We start from the raw sequence: 23,295 nt of genomic DNA on the forward strand, positions 1-23,295 counted from the left end.
AGGCCCAATACAGCGACGGGTCCTCCCGAGGCGGCGGCGCCTCATCACACAACTGCTCGAACATACGTTCGATTATACCAAATTATGCTGACTTAGACTTCTGTGATGGCTCGGGACTTCGGTGACGGTTTGCTGGTTTTGGGCGTGGGCCGCGGGGTCGTGTCACCACCAGGACCACTCGAACTGTCACCGATGTCCTGGTAGATAACATCTGACTTAGACTTCCTCGCACAGCGGCGTGCTACGGGGTGAGTCAGGATGGCTCGCTCGTGGCTAATCGACCGCACCGCGTTACCCTGTGCGGATGCCGAAGGTGTTGTCCGTCAACGTAGCTCGCGTCCGAAGCAATCCGGACCCCCGCGCGGCGGCCAAGATCACCGGCATCGACAAGCTGCCCGTCGCCGATGCCGTCGCGGTACGCGCGCCGGGCCCGCTGCGCCGCGGCCTGGGCAGCGGTCTGGTCGGCGACGCCATCGGCAACCAGAAGCTGCACGGCGGCGACGACCAGGCCGTCTACACCTATGCGCGAGAAGACCTGGACGACTGGGAAGCGAAACTCGCCCGCCCCCTCACCGACGGCATGTTCGGCGAAAACCTGACCACCCAGGGCGTCGACCTCACCAATGCGCTGATCGGTGAACGCTGGCGGGTCGGTTCGGACGGGCTGCTGCTGGAGGTCTCCGCCCCCAGAACGCCATGTCGTACGTTCGCGGCCTTCCTCGACCTCAAGCACTGGATCAAGACTTTCACCCAGGCGGGCAAACCCGGTGCTTATCTGCGGGTCATCGAGCCTGGGACGGTACGTGCCGACGACGACATCACCATCGACTACCGACCCGACCACGACGTGACAGTCGGACTGGTCTTCCGCGCGAAGATGACCGAACCAGAACTACTTCCGCAGCTCCTCGACGTGGAGGCGCTCTCGGCCGAACTCAAGACCTATGCGCGCCGGCGTCTGGCAGCGCAGCAGAACTAAGCCGCCGCGCCGGCGTCGTTCGCCGGTAGAATCGGTTGAATGCATGGCGGTACTGCGGACCGGGCTGACGTTGTGCTCGACGTGCAGTCGGGCCGCTCCCGCCTTTATGCCGACGTGGTCGTCGTCGTCGCGGTGCTGGTGACCGCGAACCTGGTTGCGCACTTCACCACGCCCTGGGCCAGTATCGCGACGGTTCCCGCCGCGGCGGTGGGGCTAGTTCTGCTGATTCGTTGGCGGGGTCTGGACTGGGCCGAGCTCGGTCTGGGTCGCGAACACTGGAAATCCGGTATGACCTACGCGCTGGCCGCCGTCGGGCTGGTCGTCTCGGTGATCGCGGTCGGAGTGCTGTTGCCGGCGACTCGGCCGATGTTCCTGAACAACCATTACGCGACCGTCTCCGGCGCGCTGATCGCTTCGATGGTCATCATCCCTTTGCAGACCGTCATTCCCGAGGAACTGGCTTTCCGCGGCGTGCTGCACGGCGCGCTGGACCGGGCCTGGGGATTCCGCGGGGTCGCGATGGCCGGTTCGCTGTTGTTCGGGCTGTGGCACGTGGCGACGTCGCTGGGCCTGACCAGCAACAATGTCGGGTTCACCCGGCTGTTCGGCGGCGGGTTCTTCGGAATGCTGGCAGGTGTGACGATGGCGGTGCTGGCGACCGGCGCCGCCGGATTCGTCTTCAGCTGGCTGCGCCGGCGCAGTGGCAGCCTGATCGCGCCCATCGCGCTGCACTGGTCGCTGAACGGGATGGGCGCGCTGGCCGCGGCCCTGGTCTGGCACCTGTCGACCTGACTCACACCAGCAACACGGCCGCGCCGGCGATGCGACCGGAGCTGAGGTCGGCCAAGGCTAGGTCAGCCTGCCCGAGTGGATATTCCGGCGTGGTGAGGTGAAGCCGATGCTGCGCGGCGAAGGCGAGGAAGGCCCGCGCATCGGCTCGGGTGTTCGAGGTCACCGACCGTAGCTGGCGCTCCTGAAAGAGGTGGCGCTGATAGTTCAGGGCCGGGATGTCAGTGAGATGGATCCCGGCCACCGACAAGGTGCCGCCCCGGTCGAGTGCCGCCAGGGCGGGCAGCACCAGATCTCCGACCGGAGCGAAAAGTATCGCCGCGTCCAGCGGGACGGGCGGGGATTCGTCGGCACCCTGTGCGGAGGCGGCACCCAGCGCCAAGGCCAGCTCGCGCGCTTGTGCGCCGCGGGTCATCACGTGGACTTCGGCGCCCTGCGCCAACGCCACCTGCGCGGTGATGTGGGCGCTGCCGCCGAAACCGTAGAGGCCCAGCCGTCCGCCGGGCGGCAACTCGGCGCGCACCAAAGACCGGTATCCGATGATGCCGGCACACAATAACGGCGCCAGCTCGGTGTCGCGGTAGCCGTCGGGCAGGTGATGGGCAAAAGCTGCCGGCACCGTGGCGTATTCGGCGTAACCGCCGTCGGCATCCCACCCGGTGTAGCGCGATGCGGGGCACAGATTCTCGTCCCCCCGGCGGCAATATTTGCACTCCCCGCAGGTGTGGCGCAGCCAGGCGATACCCACCCGGTCCCCCACTGCGAAGTCACCAGCCACGTCGGAGCCGACCTCGACCACCTCGCCGACCACTTCGTGGCCGGGAGTGACGCGCTCCCGGTGGATGGGCAGATCACCCTCAGTGACGTGTAGGTCGGTGCGGCACACCCCGCACGCCAGGACTGCCACCAGCAGCTCAGCCGGGTCGGGCCGCGGGACGTCGACGGTGACGCGCTCGAGTGGCCTGCTGGGTATCGGCCCGGGTCGGCACACCTGCCAGGCGGCCATCGTGGGCGAATGTGACGCCATCAGTGCACCGCGCCGCGGCCACGCAGTACGCCGGTTACGTCTTGCGCACCATTCCGACGAGCCACAGCAGGATCACCGAGCCGAGGATCGCAGTGAAGAAGGTGAACCACCAACCGCCCGAAGCGGTGTCGAAAGCGAAGCTGAGCAGAAAACCGCCGAGCAACGCTCCGACGACGCCGATCACGATGTTCATCAGGATCCCGGCGCCACCGCCGCGGACGATCTTGCCGGCGATCCAGCCCGCCAGCGCCCCGATGATGATGTAACCGACAACACCCACGCTGGTCAGAGTTGTTGAGCGAGCGAGAAACTCGGTTGTTGCCACAACGTCCATGAGGGGTCTCCTTGCAGTCACTGACAGTCCAGCCCCAATGCCGGACCGTGATGTCGGGTATACCCCGTCTAGATCACGAATTCGACACTAAGCGGGTTGGCTGCGTGGTTCGGCCGGCGCGGGATTCCCCGAGGCCGGAGCCTGGCCGGGAACCTGCGCGGGTGCAGGAGCGCCGGCGTCCGGTGCGGGCGCCCCTGGGACGGGCGCTGCCGGTGCCGGCGCACCCGCAGCCGGTGCCGGCGCCGCCGGCGCACCCGCAGCCGGTGCCGGCGCTGCCGGAGCACCTGCCACTGGAGCCGGCGCTGCCGGAGCACCTGCCGCTGGAGCCGGCGCAGCTGGAGCGGGCGCTGCCGGAGCACCTGCCGCTGGAGCCGGCGCAGCTGGTGCCGGCGCACCGGGGACGGGAGCCGCGGGTGCGGGAGCGCCCGGGGCGGGGGCACCCGCGACACCCTCCGGAGCGGGAGCCGCCGGCGCATTCCAAGGCCGGATCGACTCGGCGAGCACCTTGGCGGCGTTCTTGTCGATCGGGTTATTGGACGTGCCCAGCCACACCACGAACCAGCGCTGCGGCGGGCCGGCCGCGGGGGTGGCGCCCGCGGGGGTGCCGACCACACCGGTCCAGATCTGGCCCACCGGCTTGGCGGCGTCGCTGAACTTCACCTCGTAGTACGACGCGCTGCCCGAGATCCCGTTGGCGTTGAGCGGAATCGTCTCCTGGTTGAGCCGGGTCCCCGGGTACGGCATGAAGAACTCGCCCATGTCCGAGCCGAGTCGAACCGCGGCCTTCGGGTTGGTGGCCTCGGCGCTCGCGTAGAGCTTCTGGTCCAGCCGCCCCAGCACGATCCGGGTGTCGTTGGCCACCGCCGGAGCCTGACCGGGCATCGGCGCCTCCCCGGCCGCCTTGCTCAGCAGCGCGGACCCGTAGTCGAGGTGGGACGCGTCCGACTCCACCCAGCCTGCCGGCACCACGAAGCTGAACCCGCCGACGGCGTTGGTCACCCGCCCAGGCTCAGGCGCAGCGGGGTCAGGCGGCGGCGCCATAGGGTCGGTCGGCGGGACCGCGTTGGGGTCACCGGGCTGCGCGATCGGCGCGGGTGCGCCGGGAGCGGGCGACGCACCGGCACCGGGCGGCGGAGCCGGAGACGCCTGGGCCGACGGGCTCGGCGGCGCCGGCTCCGGGTCGGCGCCCGCGGTTGCCGGCAAAGCAATGGTCACGACGCTGGCGCTGGTGGCCGCGGCGATCGCCAACGACGCCCACAGCCCCTTACGACGGGTCGGGTTCGAGTGCACCTGCTGCATGGCGACGAACCTACCGTGTCAACGCTGCGAAGCAAGGATGGCCCGGCCGGTGTCACCGCAGTTCATTCCCGTCGCCGCCACACCGGATGCAGGGCCACTTCGGCGGCCTTGACGGTGAACCAGACCCGGTCGCCCGTCGTGAGCTGCAATTCTGCAGCCGCCTCGACGGTGATGTCGGCGGCCAGGCCCGGCGCACCATCGGCTTGGTCGGCACCGCGGACCGTCACCGCCGCCCCGCGACTGTCCATTGCGGCGACGACGACTTCGACGATGTTGCGCGGGCTGCCGTGCGGTCTTTCCGCGTACACGGCCACACTCGCGGGCGCGAATACCGCCACCGCAGGCTGACCACCAGAGATCCCGGCCGCCGCACCCGCGGCGCCGTGCCAGATCTGGCCGGACGGGGTGTGTAGCGCACCGTCGGATCGGATCGTTCCGTTGACCAAGTTGACACCGGCGAACCGGGCGCCGAAATGACTGCGCGGGGCGGCCAGGACCTCGGCCACCGTGCCGGCCTCGACGATCCGGCCCGACTCGAGCACCAGCACCCGATCAGCAAGGGCCAGCACATCCAACAGGTCATGAGTGACCACAATGGCCGCACAGCCGCCGCGCACGACCACATCGCGCAACACCGCGCGAACCGAGGCGGCCGCAGCGACGTCAAGACCGGTCAGGGGCTCGTCGAGCAGCAGTATCTCCGGTTCGACGGCCAAGGCACGGGCAATCGCCACGCGCTGCGCCTGCCCGCCAGACAACTGCTGCGGCGTGCGCTCGGCAAGCTCCTCGGCGTGCACCTGGCCCAGCCAGTGCAGTGCCGCACGGTGGTCGCGGGAGCGCCCGAACCGGAACAGCGGGCTCCGACTGCGCGGTCCGAACGCCACGTTCGCGGCGACCGTCAAATGCGGAAACAGCAGCGGATTCGGCAACAGCAGCCCGACTCGGCGGTCGTGTGTGGCCACTTGTATCCCGGCAGCGGTGTCGGTCAGCACCCGGTCGCCAAGTCGCACCAGCCCCGTATCGGGCCGCAGCAAACCCGCGATCACCTGCAGCGCGGTCGACTTCCCGGCGCCGTTGGGACCCAACACCGCCAGCACCTCCCCCGCGGCCACGCCGAATTCCACGTCCAGACAGCGCTCCTTGACCATCGCGCGCAACGCGAGATCGCTCATCGCGCTTCGGCCGCGGTAACCCGGCGGGCACCCAGGCCGAGCACCACCAGGGCGGCGACCGCCACCAACAGCAGTGACAGCGCGACCGCGGCGTCGGGGTCGTCGACCCGGCGCAAATAGATCTCGAGCGGCAACGTTCGGGTGACGCCCTGCAGCGACCCGGCGAAGGTCAGCGTGGCGCCGAACTCGCCCAGCGCCCGGGCGAATGCCAGCACGGCCCCGGACACCAGGCCCGGCAGCAGCAACGGCATGGTGACCCGCCACCAGATCGTGGTGGGTCGCGCACCCAGCGTCGCCGCCACCACCTCGTAGTCGGCTCCGGCGCTACGCGCGGCACCCTCCAGGGAGATCACCAGGAACGGCAATGACACGAAGGCCTGCGCCAGCACCACAGCGGAGGTGCTGAACGCGATGCTGACGCCCGCGGCCTCCAGATACCGTCCCAGCAGGCCGAGCCGTCCGAAGACGTAGAGCAGCGCGATGCCCCCGACGACCGGCGGCAGCACCAGCGGAAGCAGAATCAGCGGTCGCAGCACGCGGACCAGGCGTAGCCGGCTGCGCGCGAGCACCAGCGCCATCGGCACCCCCAGCAGCACACACAACGCGGTGCTCGCCGCCGCGGTCTTCATACTGAGCAGCAGCGCGGTTGCCGACGATTCGCTGCTGATCAGCGACCAGAAGTGCAGCCAGTCCACCTTGAGCGCGATCCCGACCAGCGGCAGGCCGACAAAGACCGTCCCGATCGCGGCGGGCAGGTAGACCCAGCGAGGCAAATCCGTCCCGGCGCGCATCAGGGTTTGACGAAGCCCGCCCGGTCCAGGATCTGCTGCCCTGCCTGGCCGGTCACCGTCGCTGCAAATTTCCGAGCCAGCGCAGGCTGCGATGCGTTCTTCAGCACCGCGACCGAATAGGTGTTCACCGCGCGGGCGGCCTCGGGGAACCGCACCGTCGCCACCTTGCTGCCGGCGTCGAGCGCGTCGGTCACATACACCAACGCGGCGTCGGCCTGTCCGGAGGTGACTTTGTTCAGCGCGTCGGTGACGCTCGGTTCTTCGCTGACCGGGTGCAGTCTGACCCCGCTGATTTCTGCTACCCGGGCGGTGGCGGCGCCGCACGGCACCGGACGCTGACAGACCACCACGTGAAGACCCGGTGCGGCCAGATCGGCAAAAGACTGCACGTGCTTCGGATTGCCCGGTGCGGTCACGATGACCAGCGTGTTGGCGGCGAAGGTGGCCGGATCGGCGGCCGGCAGCCCGGCCTTCGCGACCTTGTCCATCTGTGCGGCATCCGCGGAGGCGAAGACGTCGGCGGTGGCACCCTGGGTCAGCTGAGCGGCCAGGTCGGAAGAACCCCCGAAGTTGAACTTGACGTCGACCCCGGGGTTGTCCGCTCTGAACCGTTCGGCGATCTGAGTGAAGGCCGGGTTCAGCGATGCGGCCGCGAACACCACCAGCGCCCGGTCCCGCGACGGCGACGAGTGGCACCCGGTCAAGCCCACCACCAGCGCCGTCGCCAGGAAGACGGCGGGCAACCCGACACGGCGCATCGCTAGAACGTAGCGCAGCTGAATAGTTACCCGAATCGTCAGCGCGTCGTGGCGGTGTTCGGTTTCGCCGAATAGCTACTGTCCAGTAACATGAATCGGAATTGATGCCGCACAAGGAGGTCTGGCAGTGGAAGTTGTTGTCACTGGCGGCGACACCGATTTGGGGCGCGCGGTAGCCGAGGGGTTCCGCGACGACGGCCATAAAGTGACCCTGGTGGGCGCGCGCGGTAGCGACCTCGAGGTCATTGCCAAGGAACTCGACGTCGACGCGATCGTGTGCGATACCACCGATCCGGCCAGCCTCACCGAGGCGCGCAGCCTGTTCCCCCACCACCTGGACACCATCGTCAACATTCCGGCCCCGACCTGGGACGCCGGCGACCCCCGGGCCTACACGCTGTCCGACACGGCAACGGCATGGCGCAAGGCATTGGACGCGACAGTGCTCTCCGCGGTGCTGACGGTGCAATGTGTCGGTGACCATCTGCGCTCGGGCGGGCACATCATCAGCGTGCTGCCGGAAAACCCGGCCACCGGCAGCGTGGACGCTGCGATCAAAGCAGCGCTCTCCAGCTGGGTCAGCGGCCAGGCCGAGGTGTACGGAACCCGGGGCATCACCGTGAACGCCGTGGCCTGCGGTCGCAGTGTGCAGGCCGGTTACGAGGGTCTTTCGCGCTCACCGGCGCCCGTGGCGGCCGAGATCGCCCGGCTGTCGCTGTTCCTCACCACCCCGGCAGCCCGGCACATCACCGGTCAGACGTTGCACGTGAGCCACGGGGCGCTGGCGCAGTTCGCCTGACACCCGCCGACGGCTACGGTGGACACCGTGGCAATTCGGCTGGGTTTCCAGATTCCCAACTTCTCCTACGGCACGGGCGTAGAAAACCTGTTCCCGACGGTCATCGCGCAAGCGCAGGAAGCCGAAACAGCCGGCTACGACTCGCTTTTCGTGATGGATCACTTCTATCAACTGCCCATGCTCGGGACTCCCGACCAGCCCATGCTGGAGGCCTACACGGCCTTGGGCGCGCTGGCCACCGCCACCGAGCGGCTGCAGCTGGGCACCTTGGTCACGGGCAACACCTACCGCAATCCGGCGCTGCTGGCGAAGGTCATCACCACGCTGGACGTGGTGAGTGGTGGACGGGCGGTGCTGGGCATCGGCACCGGCTGGTTCCAGCTCGAACACGAGCAGCTCGGCTTCGAATTCGGCACCTTCACCGACAGGTTCAACCGCCTCGACGAGGCGCTGCAGATCATCCTGCCGATGATCAAAGGCGAGCGCCCCACCTTCGCCGGAACCTGGTACCAGGCCAACGAGGCCATGGCCAATCCGCGTTTTCGCGATCACATCCCGCTGCTGATCGGCGGCAGCGGCGAGAAGAAGACATTTGCCCTGGCCGCCCGCCATTTCGATCACCTCAACATCATCGCCAGCCTCGACGAGCTGCCGCGCAAGATGGAAGCGCTCAAGGCCCGCTGCGACGAAGCCGGGCGGGACCCGGCGACACTGGAGACCAGCCTCATGTTGACCGTGATCATCGACGAGAACTTCGACCAGTCGCGTGCCAATCCGCGCATGGTCGCCGGCAGTCCGGCGCAGATCGCCGATCAGGTGCAGGACAGGATTCTCGACGTCGGCGTCGGCGGCGTCATCATCAACCTGCCCAACGGGCATGTGCCCGGGATGATCACCACCGCGGCCGAGGCGCTGCGTCCGCTGTTCGGCCTGTAACGCGGATCACCCGCGAATTCGCTGGATGTGGTTTATCGCACAAGCTGGCGACTGGGTTTGTCGACGTGCGTTGACTAGGCTCAGGACGGGTATTAGCTAACCGCAATCGCCCGCCGAGGAGCCCCGTCAGGAGCAGCGAAAAATGAGCCCCCAGCAAGAACTCACAGTTGAACCGCGTCGCCGGCACCGGGTCGTGATCATCGGTTCGGGGTTCGGCGGGCTCAATGCGGCAAAGAAGCTCAAGCGCGCCGATGTCGACATCAAGTTGATCGCCCGCACCACCCACCACCTGTTCCAGCCTTTGCTGTACCAAGTTGCCACCGGCATCATCTCGGAGGGCGAGATCGCACCGCCCACCCGCGTGGTGCTGCGCAAGCAGCGCAACGTGCAGGTGTTGCTGGGCAACGTCACCCACATCGACCTGGCCAACAAGCTGGTCGTCTCCGAACTGCTGGGTCACACCTACGAAACTCCGTACGACAGCCTCATCATCGCGGCCGGTGCCGGTCAGTCCTACTTCGGCAACGACCACTTCGCCGAGTTCGCGCCAGGCATGAAATCCATCGACGATGCGCTGGAATTGCGCGGCCGGATCTTGAGTGCCTTCGAGCAGGCCGAGCGGTCCAGCGACCCGGAGCGACGGGCCAAACTGCTGACCTTCACCGTCGTCGGCGCCGGGCCGACCGGTGTTGAAATGGCCGGACAGATCGCCGAACTGGCCGAATACACCCTCAAGGGCGCATTCCGGCACATCGACTCGACCAAGGCGCGGGTCATCCTGCTCGACGCGGCGCCCGCGGTGTTGCCCCCGATGGGTGAGAAACTCGGCGATCGGGCAGCCGCCCGGTTGCAGAAGCTGGGTGTGGAAATCCAACTCGGCGCCATGGTCACCGACGTGGACCGTAACGGCATCACGGTCCGCGACGCAGACGGCATCGAACGGCGGATCGAATCGGCGTGCAAGGTGTGGTCCGCCGGTGTGCAGGCCAGCCGTTTGGGTCGCGACCTGGCCGAACAGTCAGACGTCGAACTGGACCGGGCCGGCCGGGTCCTGGTGTTGCCCGACCTGTCCATTCCCGGGCACCCCAACGTCTTCGTCGTCGGCGACATGGCCGCCGTGGAGGGTGTCCCGGGGGTGGCGCAGGGGGCCATCCAGGGCGCCAAGTACGTCGCGAACAACATCAAGGCCGAACTCGCCGGCGCCGACCCCGCCGAGCGGGAACCGTTCCAGTACTTCGACAAGGGCTCCATGGCGACGGTGTCGCGGTTCTCCGCGGTGGCCAAGATCGGTCCGCTCGAGTTCAGCGGCTTCATCGCCTGGCTGATCTGGCTGGTGCTGCACCTGGTGTACCTGATCGGGTTCAAGACCAAGATCACCACGCTGCTGTCCTGGACGGTGACGTTCCTGAGCACCCGACGTGGCCAACTCACCATCACCGACCAGCAGGCATTCGCCCGAACGCGCCTCGAACAGCTGGCGGAACTGGCCGCCGAAGCGCAGAACTCCGGCGCGGTCGCGCGGAAAGCCAGCTAGACCTCGAGGTTCTGCAGCCGTACCTGGCCGCGGGCCACGACCCGGTCGTCGTCGTCGGTGATCGTCACCTGCCATAGCTGCTGGCGACGGCCGCGGTGCACGGGCTCGGCTCTGCCGTACACCGTTCCGGACTTGATCGCCCGCAGGAAGTCGGTGTTGTTGTTGACGCCGACCACGTTGCCGCCGCCGTGCTCGGCCAGCCAGGTGTAGGCGGCCACACTCGCCATGCTTTCGATCATCGAGCAGTAAACCCCGCCGTGCACCAGGCCCATCGGCTGCAGCAGGTGCGGTTTCACCTCGAGCTGCGCGCGGGCGCCCTCGGGACTGAGTTCGGTGAACTGCAAACCGAGCTGGTTGTCGAACGGGGCTTGGAAATCGGCGGTACCGGACGCGGATGACACGCCCTTGTGTCTACACCATGGGTAGCTGTGACCGGGTGGATGCGACTGCGTGAGGCTTCCCGGAAATACAGGCGAGCCCCGTGCACCAGGCACGGGGCTCGCCGATCGAGTAGGCCGGGGGTCACTGCAGCCCTCAGGACACTTCCGCGGCCGTTATTCGCTCGACCAGAATTAGCATAGGCAAGGCTGCCCTAATTTCGCAAGCACCGATTGCGTAGTGTTGTCGACGTACCGAGCCGGAAAGATCGTGACGGTTAGGTACGACACTCGGTAGTAAGCCGGAGTACGCTGGTACCAACGCTCAGGAGATGAACTATGGCCAAGCTGACGCGGCTGGGGGATCTGGAACGCGCAGTCATGGATCACTTGTGGTCTATGGCCGAACCCCAGACCGTACGCCAGGTGCACGAGGCATTGTCTGCGCGCCGCGACCTCGCGTACACCACCGTGATGACCGTGTTGCAGCGGTTGGCGAAGAAAAATCTCGTCTCCCAGATTCGCGACGACCGGGCACACCGCTACGCACCTGTGCACGGCCGCGACGAACTGGTCGCCGGGCTGATGGTCGACGCCCTGGCCCAGGCCGAGGACTCCGGCGGCCGCCAGGCCGCCCTGGTGCATTTCGTCGAGCGGGTCGGGGCCGACGAGGCCGATGCGCTGCGGCGCGCCCTGGCCGAACTGGAAGCAAATCACCGCAATTCGCCATCTGCTGGACCTCCGGCCGACGACTAAGGGAGAATTACAGCGTGTCTGCGCTGGCCTTCACCATCCTTGCGGTGCTGCTGGCTGGCCCGACACCGGCTGTGCTGGCGCGTGCGGCCTGGCCGCTGCGCGCTCCCCGGGCCGCCATGGTGCTCTGGCAGGCCGTGGCGCTGGCCGCGGTCCTGTCCACCTTCAGTGCCGGTATCGCGATCGCCAGCCGATTGCTGATGCCCGGCCCGGACGGCCGTCCCACCGCCGGCATCCTGGACGCCGAGGGGCGGCTCGGCTGGCCGCTCTGGGCGGCCTACGTCGCCGTTCTCACGCTGACCGTGCTGGTCGGCGCGCGCTTGATGGTGGCTGTGGTGCGGGTGGCCATTGCAACGCGCCGCCGGCGCGCCCATCACCGGATGGTCGTTGACCTGGTCGGGGTCGGACGCGACTCGGCCCGGTGCACTCAGACCCGCGACCTGCGGGTGCTGGACGTCAAGCAGCCACTGGCCTACTGTCTGCCCGGCGTGCGCAGCCGCGTGGTGGTCAGCGAAGGGGCGTTGAACACCCTCACCGACAGCGAAGTCACCGCCATCCTCACCCACGAGCGGGCCCATCTGCGTGCCCGTCACGACCTGGTCCTGGAGGCATTCACGGCTGTACACGCCGCATTTCCGCGGCTGGTGCGCAGCGCCAACGCTCTGGGCGCAGTGCAGCTGCTCGTCGAACTGCTGGCCGATGACAGCGCGGTACGCGCCACCGGACGCACTCCCCTGGCGCGGGCGCTGGTCGCCTGCGCATCGGGGCGCGCACCGTCGGGTGCGCTGGCTGCCGGCGGCCCGAGCACCGTGGTCCGTGTGCGGCGGCTCTCCGGCCGGCCGAACAGCCTGCTGTTGTCGGTGACGGCCTACCTGGCCGCCGCGGCGGTGCTGGTGGTACCGACCATCGCGCTGGCCGTACCGTGGCTGACAGAGCTACACCGGCTGGTCAGCTTCTGAGCCGAACCCACCCCGGGAGTGCCGCAGGTCCGCTGTGTCACAGTGTGATCCGAATGGCTTGCGGGCGCCCTAGTTCGCCAACCTGGAGAGGCAGGACATGAGTTCATCGGATTCGCCGACCGCGACCGCCCAGATCGGAGTGACCGGCCTGGCGGTGATGGGTTCGAACCTGGCCCGCAACTTCGCCCGGCACGGTTACACCGTGGCGCTGCACAACCGGTCGGTCGCGAAAACCGATGCGCTGCTCAACGAACACGGCTCCGACGGCGAGTTCGTGCGCACCGAGACCATCGCGGAATTCCTTGACGCACTGGAGAAGCCGCGCCGGGTCATCATCATGGTCAAAGCCGGAGAGCCGACCGACGCCGTCATCAACGAACTCGCCGACGCCATGGAAGAAGGCGACATCATCATCGATGGCGGCAACGCCCTCTACACCGACACCATCCGTCGGGAGAAGGCGATTCGCGAACGCGGACTGCACTTCGTCGGCGCCGGCATCTCCGGCGGCGAAGAGGGCGCCCTCAACGGCCCGTCGATCATGCCGGGCGGGCCCGCCGAGTCGTATGAGTCGCTGGGCCCGCTGCTCGAGGAGATTTCCGCCCACGTCGACGGCGTGCCGTGCTGCACGCACATCGGCCCCGACGGCGCCGGTCATTTCGTCAAGATGGTGCACAACGGCATCGAATACTCCGACATGCAGCTGATCGGCGAGGCCTACCAACTGCTGCGCGACGCGCTGGGCAAGTCCGCCGCGGAGATCGCCGACGTCTTCGACGAGTGGAACAAGGGCGATCTGGACAGCTTCCTGGTGGAGATCACCGCCAAGGTGTTGCGCCAGACCGACGCGAAGACCGGCAAGCCGCTGGTCGACGTGATCGTCGACGAGGCCGAGCAGAAAGGTACCGGTCGCTGGACCGTCAAGTCAGCTTTGGACCTCGGGGTACCGGTCACCGGCATCGCTGAGGCGGTGTTCGCCCGGGCGCTGTCCGGGTCGGTGGCCCAGCGCAAGGCGACCACCGGACTGGCTTCGGGGGACCTGGGCGACAAGCCCGGCGACGCAGCGCAATTCATCGAGGACGTCAAGCGGGCCCTGTACGCGTCGAAGATCATCGCCTACGCGCAGGGCTTCAATCAGATCCAGGCCGGCAGCGCCGAATACGACTGGGACCTCACCCCCGGTGACCTGGCCACCATCTGGCGCGGCGGCTGCATCATCCGGGCCAAGTTTCTCAACCGGATCAAAGACGCCTTCGACGACGACCCCGACCTGCCCACGTTGATCGTGGCGCCGTATTTCCGGGACGCGATCGAGGCCGCCATCGACAGTTGGCGGCGCGTGGTGGTGGCTGCCACGCAACTGGGTATCCCGATTCCGGGGTTCTCTTCGGCACTGTCCTATTACGACGGTCTGCGCACCGAACGGCTGCCGGCCGCGCTCACCCAGGGTCTGCGCGACTTCTTCGGGGCGCACACCTACGGACGGACCGACGAGGAGCCCGGCAAGAAGTTCCACACCCTCTGGAGTGGAGACCGAAGCGAAGTACCTGCTTAGCGAGTAACTAAACGATGAGATTTCTCGACGGGCACCGTCCGGCGTTCGACCTGACCTACAACGACGTGTTCATCGTGCCCAATCGGTCCGACGTCGCCTCGCGGTTCGACGTCGACCTGTCCACGGTGGACGGCTCCGGAACCACCATCCCGGTGGTGGTCGCCAACATGACCGCGGTCGCCGGTCGGCGGATGGCCGAGACGGTCGCGCGCCGCGGCGGCATCGTGATTCTGCCGCAGGACCTGCCCATCCCCGCCGTTCAGCAGATGGTGCAGTTCGTCAAGGGCCGTGACCTGGTGCTCGACACCCCGGTGACACTGGCGCCCGACGACTCGGTGTCCGACGCGCTGGCGTTGATCCACAAACGTGCCCACGGTGTCGCGGTGGTGGTCTTCGAGGGTCGCCCGATCGGCGTGGTGCGCGAAGCGTCGTGCGCAGGTGTGGACCGGTTCACCCGGGTGCGCGACGTCGCCGTCACCGACTTCGTCACCGCACCGGAGGGCACCGAACCGCGCAAGATCTTCGACCTGCTCGAACACGCCCCCCTCGACGTCGCGGTGGTGACCGCCGCCGACGGCGCGCTGGCCGGCGTGCTGACCCGCACCGGGGCGATCCGCACCGGCATCTACAGCCCGGCCCTGGACAGTGCGGGCCGGCTGCGGATCGGCGCGGCGGTGGGCATCAACGGCGACGCGGCCACCAAAGCCCGGGCCCTGGCCGAGGCCGGAGTGGACGTGCTGGTCATCGACACCGCGCATGGACATCAGGCCAAGACCATCGAAGCGATCAAGGCGATCGCCGCGCTGGACCTGGGGGTCCCGTTGGCGGCGGGCAATGTGGTGTCCGCACAGGGCACCCGCGACCTGATCGAGGCCGGTGCCGGCATCGTCAAGGTCGGGGTGGGGCCCGGAGCGATGTGCACCACCCGGATGATGACCGGCGTGGGCCGCCCGCAGTTCTCCGCGGTGGTCGAATGTGCCGCTGCGGCAAGACAATTGGGCGGACATGTGTGGGCGGACGGCGGCATCCGGCATCCGCGTGACGTGGCGCTGGCGTTGGCCGCCGGTGCGGCCAACGTGATGATCGGGTCGTGGTTCGCCGGCACGTACGAATCCCCCGGCGACCTGATGCGCGACCGCGACAACCAGCCGTACAAAGAGAGTTACGGCATGGCCTCCAAGCGGGCGGTGGTGGCCCGGACCGGCGCGGACAGCCCGTTCGACCGGGCCCGCAAGGCACTGTTCGAGGAAGGGATCTCGACGTCGCGGATGGGGCTGGACCCGCAGCGCGGCGGGGTCGAGGATCTGATCGACCACATCACCTCCGGCGTACGCAGCACCTGCACCTATGTGGGCGCGGCGAACTTGGAGGAGTTGCACGAGCGAGCCGTGGTCGGCGTGCAATCGGCCGCCGGGTTCGCCGAGGGGCATCCCTTGCCCACCGGCTGGTGATCGGCCTGTGACAAATCCCGGCACTCTGATCAGCGTGCTGGCCATCCTGGGGCTGACCCTGGGGACGGCGATATTCGTCGCGGCGGAATTCTCGTTGACCGCCCTGGACCGCAGCGTCGTCGAGGCCAACGCCCGCAGCGGCGCCACCCGGGACCGCTTCATCCGGCGGGCGCACCGCCGGCTGTCGTTCCAGCTGTCGGGCGCGCAACTGGGCATCTCGGTCACCACGCTGGCCACCGGTTACCTGATCGAGCCGTTGGTGGCCGACCTGCCGCACCCGTGGTTCGACGCGGTGGGAATGCCGGACGAGGTGGCCAACACGGTCACGGTGATCCTGGCGCTGCTGGTGGTCACCTCGGTGTCGATGGTCTTCGGCGAGCTGGTGCCCAAATACCTGGGGGTGGCCCGGCCGCTGCCCACCGCGCGGGCGGTGGTGCTGCCGCAGTGGTTGTTCTCATTCCTGTTCACCCCGGCGATCCGGCTGACCAACGGTGCGGCGAACTGGATCGTGCGTCGACTCGGCATCGAGCCCGCCGAGGAACTACGCTCGGCCCGCACTCCGCAGGAACTGGTCTCGCTGGTGCGCACCTCGGCGCGCAGCGGCTCCCTGGACGACGTCACCGCGGCGTTGATGCACCGCTCGCTGCAGTTCGGTGCCCTGACCGCGGAGGAGCTGATGACACCCCGGTCCAAGATCGTGGCCCTGCAGACCGACGACACCGTTGCCGACCTGGTTGCCGCCGTCGCGGACACCGGCTTCTCCCGATTTCCGGTGGTGCGCGGCGACCTCGACGAGACGGTCGGCATCGTGCACGTCAAACAGGCGTTCGCGGTGCCGGCCGGCAAGCGCGCCCAAACTCTGCTGACCACGGTCGCCAAGCCGGTCCCGGTGGTGCCGTCGACGCTGGACGGCGACGCGGTGATGGCCGAGATACGCGCGAACTCGTTGCAGACTGCGATGGTCGTCGACGAGTACGGCGGCACCGCGGGGATGGTGACCGTGGAGGACCTGATCGAAGAGATCGTCGGCGACGTCCGCGACGAACACGACGACGCCACCCCGGACGTGGTCGCCTCCGGCGACGGCTGGCAGGTCTCCGGCCTGCTGCGCATTGATGAAGTGGAGACGGCCACCGGGTACCGGGCCCCGGAGGGGCCGTACGAGACGATCGGTGGGCTGGTGCTGCGCGAGCTCGGACACATCCCGGAGGCCGGCGAGTCGGTCGAACTGCCCGCGTTGGACCGCGACGGCCTGCCCGATGCCTCGGTGCGCTGGCAGGCCAAGGTGGTCCAACTGGACGGCCGCCGCATCGACCAGGTCAAACTGTGGGAGGTGGGCCAGGTGCCGGATGACCGGCAGGAAGCCGGCTCGCAGCGGGGCACCCTATGAGCTCCCTGCTGGCGGTGCTGCTGGCGATCCTGCTGATCGCCCTCAACGGGTTCTTCGTGGGCGCCGAATTCGCGTTGATCTCGGCCCGCCGCGACCGCCTCGAGGCGCTGGCCGAGCAGGGCCGGGCCAGCGCGGTGACCGTGATCCGGGCCGGTGAACAGTTGCCGGCCATGCTGGCCGGAGCCCAGCTGGGCGTCACAGTGTCCTCACTGCTGCTCGGCCGGATCGCCGAACCGGCGGTCGCTTCGCTGCTGCGCAGCTGGCTGGGGCTGACCGGCATCCCCCCGGCGCTGCTGCACACCCTGGCCTTCGTCATCGCGCTCGCCCTGGTGGTGACCCTGCACGTGTTGCTGGGTGAGATGGTGCCCAAGAACATCGCACTGGCCGGCCCGGAACGCACCGCAATGTTGCTGGTGCCGGCGTATCTGCCTTACGTGCGGCTGGCACGGCCCGTCATCGTGCTCTACAACAAGTGCGCCAACGCGATCCTGCGGTTGTTCGGCGTGGAGCCCAGGGATGAGCTCGACAGCACGGTGTCCACCGTGGAGCTTTCAGAGATGATCGCCGAGTCGCTGTCCGAGGGTCTGCTCGACCAGGAGGAACACGTCCGGCTGACCCGGGCACTGCGGGTCCGCACCCGGGTGGTCGGGGACGTGGCGGTGCCGCTGGCCAGGGTGCACGCGGTGCCGGTCAGCGCGCCCGGATCCGGACCCACCATCGGCGCGATCGAACGGGCGTTGGGCCAGACCGGTTACTCCCGGTTCCCGGTGGTGGACGGCGACGGCAACTACCTCGGTTACCTGCACATCAAGGACGTGTTGGCACTCGGCAGCGATCATCCGGACACCGTGATCGATCTGGCGCTGGTCCGCGCCCTGCCGCGGCTACCCGGATCGTTGAACGTGCCCGATGCGCTGTCCCGGATGCGGCGCAGCAACAGCCACCTGGCGCTGGTGACCGCCGGCGACGGAGCGGTGGTGGCCATGGTCGCGCTGGAGGATCTGGTGGAGGACCTGGTCGGCAACATGCGCGACGACGCGCCCCGCGACTGAGCGGCCGCGGATCGCTCGCTCAGCGCGCCATCACCTGGTCGCGCAGGTCGCCCAGGCTACGCTCGTCGAGTTACCGCTCGGTAGTCTGACACCAGTGAATTGGGTCCAGAACAAGGCTGCGCGAGGGTGTCGAGGGGCCGGCAGTGGCCAGTACGGAGGAGAACGATGACTGATCGGGTTACCGAAGGCAACCTGCGTGTCGCCCGGGTGCTCTACGACTTCGTCAATAACGAGGCGCTGCCCGGCACCGGCATCGACCCGGACAGCTTTTGGGCCGGCGTCGACAAGGTGGTCACCGACCTCACCCCGCGCAACCAGGAACTGCTGGCCATTCGCGACGAGTTGCAGGCCCAGATCGACCGGTGGCACAAGCAGCGGGTGATCGCGCCGCTCGACGGCGAGGCCTACCGCCAGTTCCTCACCGAGATCGGCTACCTGCAGCCCGAACCGGACGACTTCACCATCACCACCTCCGGTGTCGACGACGAGATCACCAGTACCGCGGGCCCGCAGCTGGTGGTCCCGGTGCTCAACGCGCGCTTCGCACTGAACGCCTCCAACGCGCGCTGGGGCTCGCTGTACGACGCGCTGTACGGCACCGACGTCATCTCCGAAGCGGACGGCGCCGAGAAGGGGACGAGCTACAACAAGGTGCGCGGCGACAAGGTCATCGCCTACGCCCGCCAGTTCCTCGACGTCGCCGCGCCGCTGGCGTCGGGCTCCTGGTCGGAGGTGACGGGCCTGAGCATCGAGGACGGCCGGTTGCAGCTCGCCACCGGTTCGGAATCCACCGCACTGGTCAGTCCGGAGAAGTTCGTCGGATATTCCGGCGAACTCGGCTCCCCCAGCTGGTCGGTGCTGCTGGTGAACAACGGCCTGCACGTCGAGATCCTGATCGACCCCGAGTCGCCGGTCGGCCAGACCGATGCCGCCGGCATCAAGGACGTGGTGCTGGAGTCGGCGATCACCACCATCATGGACTTCGAGGACTCGGTGACCGCAGTCGACGCCGACGACAAGGTGCTCGGCTACCGCAACTGGCTCGGCCTGAACAAGGGTGACCTGTCGGAGAAGGTCAGCAAGGGCGGCGAGACGTTCACCCGGACCCTGAACGCCGACCGCACCTACAGCACCCCGGACGGCTCCGGTGAGCTCACCCTGCCCGGCCGCAGCCTGCTGTTCGTCCGCAATGTCGGGCACCTGATGACCAACGACGCTATCGTCGACGCCGACGGCAACGAGATCCCCGAGGGTATCCAGGACGCGTTGTTCACCGGTCTGGCCGCGATCCACGGGCTGCGCACCGGGGACGACAACGGGCCGCTGCAGAACAGCCGGACCGGCTCGGTGTACATCGTCAAGCCCAAGATGCACGGGCCCGACGAGGTCGCGTTCACCTGTGAACTGTTCAGTCGCGTCGAGGACGTCCTCGGACTGCCGCAGGGCACGCTCAAGGTCGGCATCATGGACGAGGAGCGCCGCACCACGGTCAACCTCAAGGCGTGCATCAAAGCGGCCGCCGATCGGGTGGTGTTCATCAACACCGGCTTCCTGGACCGCACCGGCGATGAGATCCACACGTCCATGGAGGCGGGTCCGATGATCCGTAAGGGCGCCATGAAGAACAGCGTGTGGATCAAGGCCTACGAGGACGCCAATGTCGACACCGGCCTGGCCGCGGGCTTCAAGGGCAAGGCCCAGATCGGCAAGGGCATGTGGGCGATGACCGAACTGATGGCCGACATGGTCGAGCAGAAGATCGGCCAGCCCAAGGCCGGCGCCACCACCGCGTGGGTGCCCTCCCCCACGGCCGCCACCCTGCACGCCATGCACTACCACGCGGTGGATGTGTTCGAAGTGCAGAACGAGCTCGAAGGCAAGAAGCGCACCACCATCGACGAGCTGCTGACCATCCCGCTGGCCAAAGAGCTGGCCTGGGCATCCGAGGAGATCCGCGAGGAGGTCGACAACAACTGCCAGTCGATCCTCGGGTACGTGGTGCGCTGGGTCGAACAGGGCGTGGGATGCTCCAAAGTTCCCGACATCCACAACGTGGCCCTGATGGAGGACCGCGCCACCCTGCGCATCTCGAGCCAGTTACTGGCCAATTGGCTGCGCCACGGCGTGATCACCCGCGAGGACGTCCGCGCCAGCCTGGAGCGGATGGCGCCGCTGGTGGACAAGCAGAACGAGGGCGACCGGTCCTACCGGCCGATGGCACCCGACTTCGACGACAGCATCGCCTTCCTGGCCGCCCAGGAGCTGATCTTGTCCGGCGGTCAGCAGCCCAGCGGTTACACCGAGCCGATCCTGCACCGCCGCCGGCGGGAATTTAAGGCCCGCGCGGGTGGGTAGGCACAGCAGACCCGACCCCGAGGATTCGCCGCTCGACGAGGATCTGGCGCCCTTCGACGAGGCCACCGCGGAGGTGGCTGAGGAGACGCCACAGCCCCCGGGATTCGTCGACGACCCGGACGACCGCGGCTACCCGGAGGACGACTACTACGCGCCGTTCTCGGTGCAATCCCAGCCGGAGTTGCGTCCCGAAGATCGTCCAGATCCGCCGTTTCCGCCGGAGACCCCCGCGGACGACTACCCCGACTTCGGCACCCGCCCGACCGATGCGCAGTCGTCGGGCTCGGAGCCGCCGTCGGAACTGCCGGCGACGCCCCCGCCGCCGCTGTTCAGCGCCGGCCAGCGGGGCGTCAACGACTGGCAGGGCGGACACCGCAGCAGCGGCGGGCGGCGCGGGGTGAGCGTCGGCGTGATCGTGGCGCTGGTCAGCGTCGTCGTACTGGTCGCCGGCGTGATCTTGTGGCGCTTTTTCGGCGACGCGCTGTCACACCGGTCCCACACGGCCGCCGCCGGGTGTGTAGGCGGTAAGGACTCGGTCGCCGTGCTCGCCGACCCGACGATCGCCGACCCGGTGAAGGAGTTGGCCGACAGGTTCAACGCGCAGGCGGGCCCGATCGGGGACCGCTGCGTCACGGTGACGGTGAAACCGGCCGGTTCCGACGCCGTCATCAGCGGGTTCATCGGCAAATGGCCGAGCGAGCTCGGCAACCAGCCGGGCCTGTGGATCCCGGGCAGCTCGGTCTCGGCAGCGCGACTGGCCGGGGCCGCGGGCCAGAAGACGATCAGCGACAGCCGGTCGCTGGTGACCTCTCCGGTCGTGCTGGCCGTCCGTCCCGAATTTCAGCCGGTGCTGGCTAAACAGGACTGGGCGGCCCTGCCCGGCCTGCAGTCCAACCCCAACTCGATGGCCGCCCTCAACCAGGCGCCGTGGGGCTCCCTGCGGCTGGCGATGCCGATCGGCGGCAACGGCGACGCGTCGTTCCTGGCCGGTGAGGCGATAGCCGCTGCGTCGGCCCCCGCGGGTGCGCCCCCGACCGCCGGGACCGCCGCGGTGCGCACTCTGATGGCCGGTCAACCCAAACTGGCCGACGACTCGCTGAACGAGGCGTTCACTGCGCTGCTCAAGTCCGGGGATCCGGCGTCCGCGCCGGTGCACGCAGTGGTCACCACCGAGCAGCAGTTGTTCCAGCGCGGTCAGTCGACCCAGGATGCCAAGAGCAAGCTGGCCTCCTGGACCCCGCCCGGACCGGTCCCGGTGGCCGATTACCCGACGGTGCTGCTCAACGGCACGTGGTTGTCGCAGGTCCAGACGACAGCGGCCAGCGCCTTCGCCCGATTCCTGCACAAGCCCGAGCAGCTGGCCAAGCTGGGTAAGGCCGGTTTCCGCGCGAACGACGTCAAACCGCCCAGCAGCCCCGTCACCAGCTTCGCGGCACTGCCCGGCACCCTGTCGGTCGGCGACGAGGCGACACGCGCCACGCTGGCCGACACCATGGCCACACCGTCGGCCGGACTGGCCGCGACGATCATGCTCGACCAGTCACTGCCGGTCGACGACGGCGGCGGCAAGACGCGGCTGGCCAATGTCGTGGCGGCCCTGAACACCAGGATCAAGGCGCTGCCGCCCACCGCGGTGGTGGGACTGTGGACGTTCGACGGTCACGAGGGGCGCTCGGAGGTGGCGGCGGGACCGCTGACCGACCCGGTGAACGGCCAGCCCCGGTCGGCGGCGCTGCAGGCGGCGCTGGACAAGCAATTCTCCTCCGGCGGTGGCGCGGTGTCGTTCACCACGCTGCGCATGATCTATCAGGAAATGCAAGCCAATTACCGCGCCGGGCAACAGAATTCGATCCTGGTAATCACCGCGGGACCGCACACCGACCAGTCCCTGGATGGACCTGGCTTGCAGGAGTTCATCCGGTCCAGCGCGGACCCGGCCCGGCCTATCGCAGTCAACGTCATCGACTTCGGTGGCGACCCGGATCGCGCCACCTGGGAAGCCGTCGCCAAACTCAGCGGCGGCAATTACCAGAATTTGGCCACCTCGGCCGGCCCGGAACTGGCCACCGCGGTCAACGACTTCCTGAGCTGAACGCTTCTCACCGGGTGACCGGCTCCGGTGCCTCGCCGAACCGGGCCAACACCATCGTCGCGGAGACCGCGACGGCGAAGCCCAGGATGACCACCCAGCCCAGGCCGGGGCGGGCGCTGTCGCCCAGCCATACCACCCCGACGAGCGCGGGCGCGATCGTCTCGCCGACGACCATCGCCGCCACCGTCGTGGTCACGGACCCGCGTTGCAGCGCGGAGGTGAGCAACAGGAACGCGACCAGGCCACCGGCACCCGCCGCGTACAGCGCCGGGTTCGCGTAGAACGCGAGCTTGGTCGGGTTGGTCACCTCGATCAGCCGCACCCCGACCTCGACGACGCCGAACCCGGTGCCGGCGCCGAAGCCGAGCACCAGCGACCGTGCCCGGTCGCCCAACCGGCTGGTCAGCGCGCCCCCGAGCAGCACCACCGCGACCACCACCAGCAGCGCCCAGCCGAGCCCGGCGGGGGCGCGCCGATAGTGCCCCGGCCCGGCCGCGAGCGCCAGCATCGCGAGGCTGACGCAGACCACGCCGACGGCTGTCCACTCGACCGGCGACAGCCGCGCGGACAGCATCCACGCCGCGACGATGCCGGTCACTGCGATCGAGGCGGCCAGTGCCGCGGCCACCACATAGATCGGCACCAGCCGCAGTGCCGCCACCTGCAGCAGAAAGCCCAGACCGTCCAACCCGATACCGGCGAGATAGCGCCACTGCCGCAGGGCGCGAAGCACCAGCATCGCGTCCACCCCGGAGTTGCCGCCGGGTTCGACGGCCCGGGTCGCTGCGGCCTGCAGCACCGTCGCCGAGCCGTAACACACCGAACAACCGAGCGCGAGCAGGAAACCGATCAGCACCCCTCGACACTACGAGGACATACCATCGGTTGCTGAC

The 23,295-nt window shown here is 68.4% G+C and carries 21 protein-coding genes; 13 read left to right on the top strand and 8 right to left on the bottom strand.

All coding sequences use genetic code 11. The features are described from left to right. Window positions 1-304 precede the first annotated feature (304 nt). Together ACZYZ9_RS25630 and ACZYZ9_RS25635 are read left to right on the top strand one after the other, a co-directional pair. On the top strand, window positions 305-979 hold the full coding sequence (locus ACZYZ9_RS25630; RefSeq protein WP_463828972.1) for an MOSC domain-containing protein: 675 nt from the start codon (window positions 305-307) through the stop codon (window positions 977-979). Between the two features lie 39 nt (window positions 980-1,018). After that, window positions 1,019-1,771, top strand: a complete 753-nt coding sequence (locus ACZYZ9_RS25635; protein ID WP_463828973.1) for a lysostaphin resistance A-like protein — start codon at window positions 1,019-1,021, stop codon at window positions 1,769-1,771. Window position 1,772: 1 nt separating this feature from the next. Here ACZYZ9_RS25635 and ACZYZ9_RS25640 read toward each other — a convergent pair whose 3' ends face one another. From ACZYZ9_RS25640 to modA, 6 genes are all read right to left on the bottom strand, one after another. Beyond that, the gene (locus tag ACZYZ9_RS25640) at window positions 1,773-2,795 is read right to left on the bottom strand and encodes a zinc-binding alcohol dehydrogenase family protein (RefSeq protein ID WP_463828974.1); all 1,023 of its coding nucleotides are present in this window, start codon (window positions 2,793-2,795) and stop codon (window positions 1,773-1,775) included. 34 nt (window positions 2,796-2,829) lie between these two features. Then, window positions 2,830-3,129, bottom strand: coding sequence for a GlsB/YeaQ/YmgE family stress response membrane protein (locus ACZYZ9_RS25645; protein WP_463828975.1), 300 nt, complete (start codon window positions 3,127-3,129; stop codon window positions 2,830-2,832). An 87-nt stretch (window positions 3,130-3,216) separates the two neighbouring features. Further along, a complete protein-coding gene (locus ACZYZ9_RS25650; protein WP_463828976.1) occupies window positions 3,217-4,428 on the bottom strand; it encodes an alanine and proline-rich secreted protein Apa in 1,212 nt (403 codons plus the stop codon). Between the two features lie 62 nt (window positions 4,429-4,490). Beyond that, window positions 4,491-5,600, bottom strand: coding sequence for a sulfate/molybdate ABC transporter ATP-binding protein (locus ACZYZ9_RS25655; protein WP_463828977.1), 1,110 nt, complete (start codon window positions 5,598-5,600; stop codon window positions 4,491-4,493). Next, window positions 5,597-6,391: an ABC transporter permease gene (locus tag ACZYZ9_RS25660; RefSeq protein WP_463828978.1), complete on the bottom strand. Its 795-nt coding sequence runs from the start codon at window positions 6,389-6,391 to the stop codon at window positions 5,597-5,599. Before ACZYZ9_RS25660 ends, ACZYZ9_RS25655 begins: the two co-directional genes overlap by 4 nt. Next, the gene (modA, locus tag ACZYZ9_RS25665) at window positions 6,391-7,149 is read right to left on the bottom strand and encodes a molybdate ABC transporter substrate-binding protein (protein ID WP_463828979.1); all 759 of its coding nucleotides are present in this window, start codon (window positions 7,147-7,149) and stop codon (window positions 6,391-6,393) included. The genes ACZYZ9_RS25660 and modA overlap by 1 nt, the downstream gene beginning before the upstream one ends. Window positions 7,150-7,270: 121 nt before the next feature. Between modA and ACZYZ9_RS25670 the strand changes: the two genes are divergently transcribed. The 3 genes from ACZYZ9_RS25670 (at window position 7,271) to ACZYZ9_RS25680 (ending at window position 10,418) form a co-directional block, all read left to right on the top strand. Continuing rightward, the gene (locus tag ACZYZ9_RS25670) at window positions 7,271-7,948 is read left to right on the top strand and encodes an SDR family oxidoreductase (RefSeq protein ID WP_463829001.1); all 678 of its coding nucleotides are present in this window, start codon (window positions 7,271-7,273) and stop codon (window positions 7,946-7,948) included. Between the two features lie 27 nt (window positions 7,949-7,975). Continuing rightward, window positions 7,976-8,884 (top strand): LLM class F420-dependent oxidoreductase, encoded by a 909-nt coding sequence (locus tag ACZYZ9_RS25675; protein WP_463828980.1) that lies wholly within the window; start codon window positions 7,976-7,978, stop codon window positions 8,882-8,884. Between the two features lie 142 nt (window positions 8,885-9,026). Continuing rightward, the gene (locus tag ACZYZ9_RS25680) at window positions 9,027-10,418 is read left to right on the top strand and encodes an NAD(P)/FAD-dependent oxidoreductase (RefSeq protein WP_463828981.1); all 1,392 of its coding nucleotides are present in this window, start codon (window positions 9,027-9,029) and stop codon (window positions 10,416-10,418) included. Here the strand turns inward: ACZYZ9_RS25680 and ACZYZ9_RS25685 are convergent. Further along, complete coding sequence (locus tag ACZYZ9_RS25685; protein WP_463828982.1) at window positions 10,415-10,819, bottom strand: PaaI family thioesterase; 405 nt, start codon at window positions 10,817-10,819, stop codon at window positions 10,415-10,417. The genes ACZYZ9_RS25680 and ACZYZ9_RS25685 overlap by 4 nt on opposite strands. 315 nt (window positions 10,820-11,134) lie before the next feature. Here ACZYZ9_RS25685 and ACZYZ9_RS25690 point away from each other — a divergent pair, with 315 nt between their 5' ends. From ACZYZ9_RS25690 to ACZYZ9_RS25725, 8 genes are all read left to right on the top strand, one after another. After that, the gene (locus ACZYZ9_RS25690; RefSeq protein WP_463828983.1) at window positions 11,135-11,551 is read left to right on the top strand and encodes a BlaI/MecI/CopY family transcriptional regulator; all 417 of its coding nucleotides are present in this window, start codon (window positions 11,135-11,137) and stop codon (window positions 11,549-11,551) included. A gap of 14 nt (window positions 11,552-11,565) precedes the next feature. Further along, entirely contained in the window at window positions 11,566-12,507 is a 942-nt protein-coding gene (locus ACZYZ9_RS25695; RefSeq protein WP_463828984.1) for a M56 family metallopeptidase, read from the top strand. Between the two features lie 97 nt (window positions 12,508-12,604). Further along, the gene (gene gndA / locus ACZYZ9_RS25700; RefSeq protein ID WP_463828985.1) at window positions 12,605-14,062 is read left to right on the top strand and encodes an NADP-dependent phosphogluconate dehydrogenase; all 1,458 of its coding nucleotides are present in this window, start codon (window positions 12,605-12,607) and stop codon (window positions 14,060-14,062) included. A gap of 14 nt (window positions 14,063-14,076) precedes the next feature. Continuing rightward, window positions 14,077-15,513, top strand: a complete 1,437-nt coding sequence (locus ACZYZ9_RS25705; RefSeq protein ID WP_463828986.1) for a GuaB1 family IMP dehydrogenase-related protein — start codon at window positions 14,077-14,079, stop codon at window positions 15,511-15,513. A gap of 7 nt (window positions 15,514-15,520) precedes the next feature. Then, the gene (locus ACZYZ9_RS25710) at window positions 15,521-16,903 is read left to right on the top strand and encodes a hemolysin family protein (RefSeq protein ID WP_463828987.1); all 1,383 of its coding nucleotides are present in this window, start codon (window positions 15,521-15,523) and stop codon (window positions 16,901-16,903) included. Next, window positions 16,900-17,955 carry a hemolysin family protein gene (locus ACZYZ9_RS25715; RefSeq protein ID WP_463828988.1) on the top strand — a complete coding sequence of 352 codons (1,056 nt, stop codon included), beginning with the start codon at window positions 16,900-16,902 and terminating at the stop codon, window positions 17,953-17,955. The genes ACZYZ9_RS25710 and ACZYZ9_RS25715 overlap by 4 nt, the downstream gene beginning before the upstream one ends. Window positions 17,956-18,120: 165 nt before the next feature. Further along, window positions 18,121-20,310, top strand: a complete 2,190-nt coding sequence (locus ACZYZ9_RS25720; RefSeq protein WP_463828989.1) for a malate synthase G — start codon at window positions 18,121-18,123, stop codon at window positions 20,308-20,310. Beyond that, complete coding sequence (locus ACZYZ9_RS25725) at window positions 20,303-22,402, top strand: substrate-binding domain-containing protein (RefSeq protein ID WP_463828990.1); 2,100 nt, start codon at window positions 20,303-20,305, stop codon at window positions 22,400-22,402. The genes ACZYZ9_RS25720 and ACZYZ9_RS25725 overlap by 8 nt, the downstream gene beginning before the upstream one ends. A 7-nt stretch (window positions 22,403-22,409) precedes the next feature. Here ACZYZ9_RS25725 and ACZYZ9_RS25730 read toward each other — a convergent pair whose 3' ends face one another. After that, window positions 22,410-23,258, bottom strand: coding sequence for a DMT family transporter (locus ACZYZ9_RS25730; RefSeq protein WP_463828991.1), 849 nt, complete (start codon window positions 23,256-23,258; stop codon window positions 22,410-22,412). Window positions 23,259-23,295 lie beyond the last annotated feature (37 nt).

The sequence above is a fragment of the Mycobacterium sp. IDUB_28 genome (assembly GCF_055419285.1).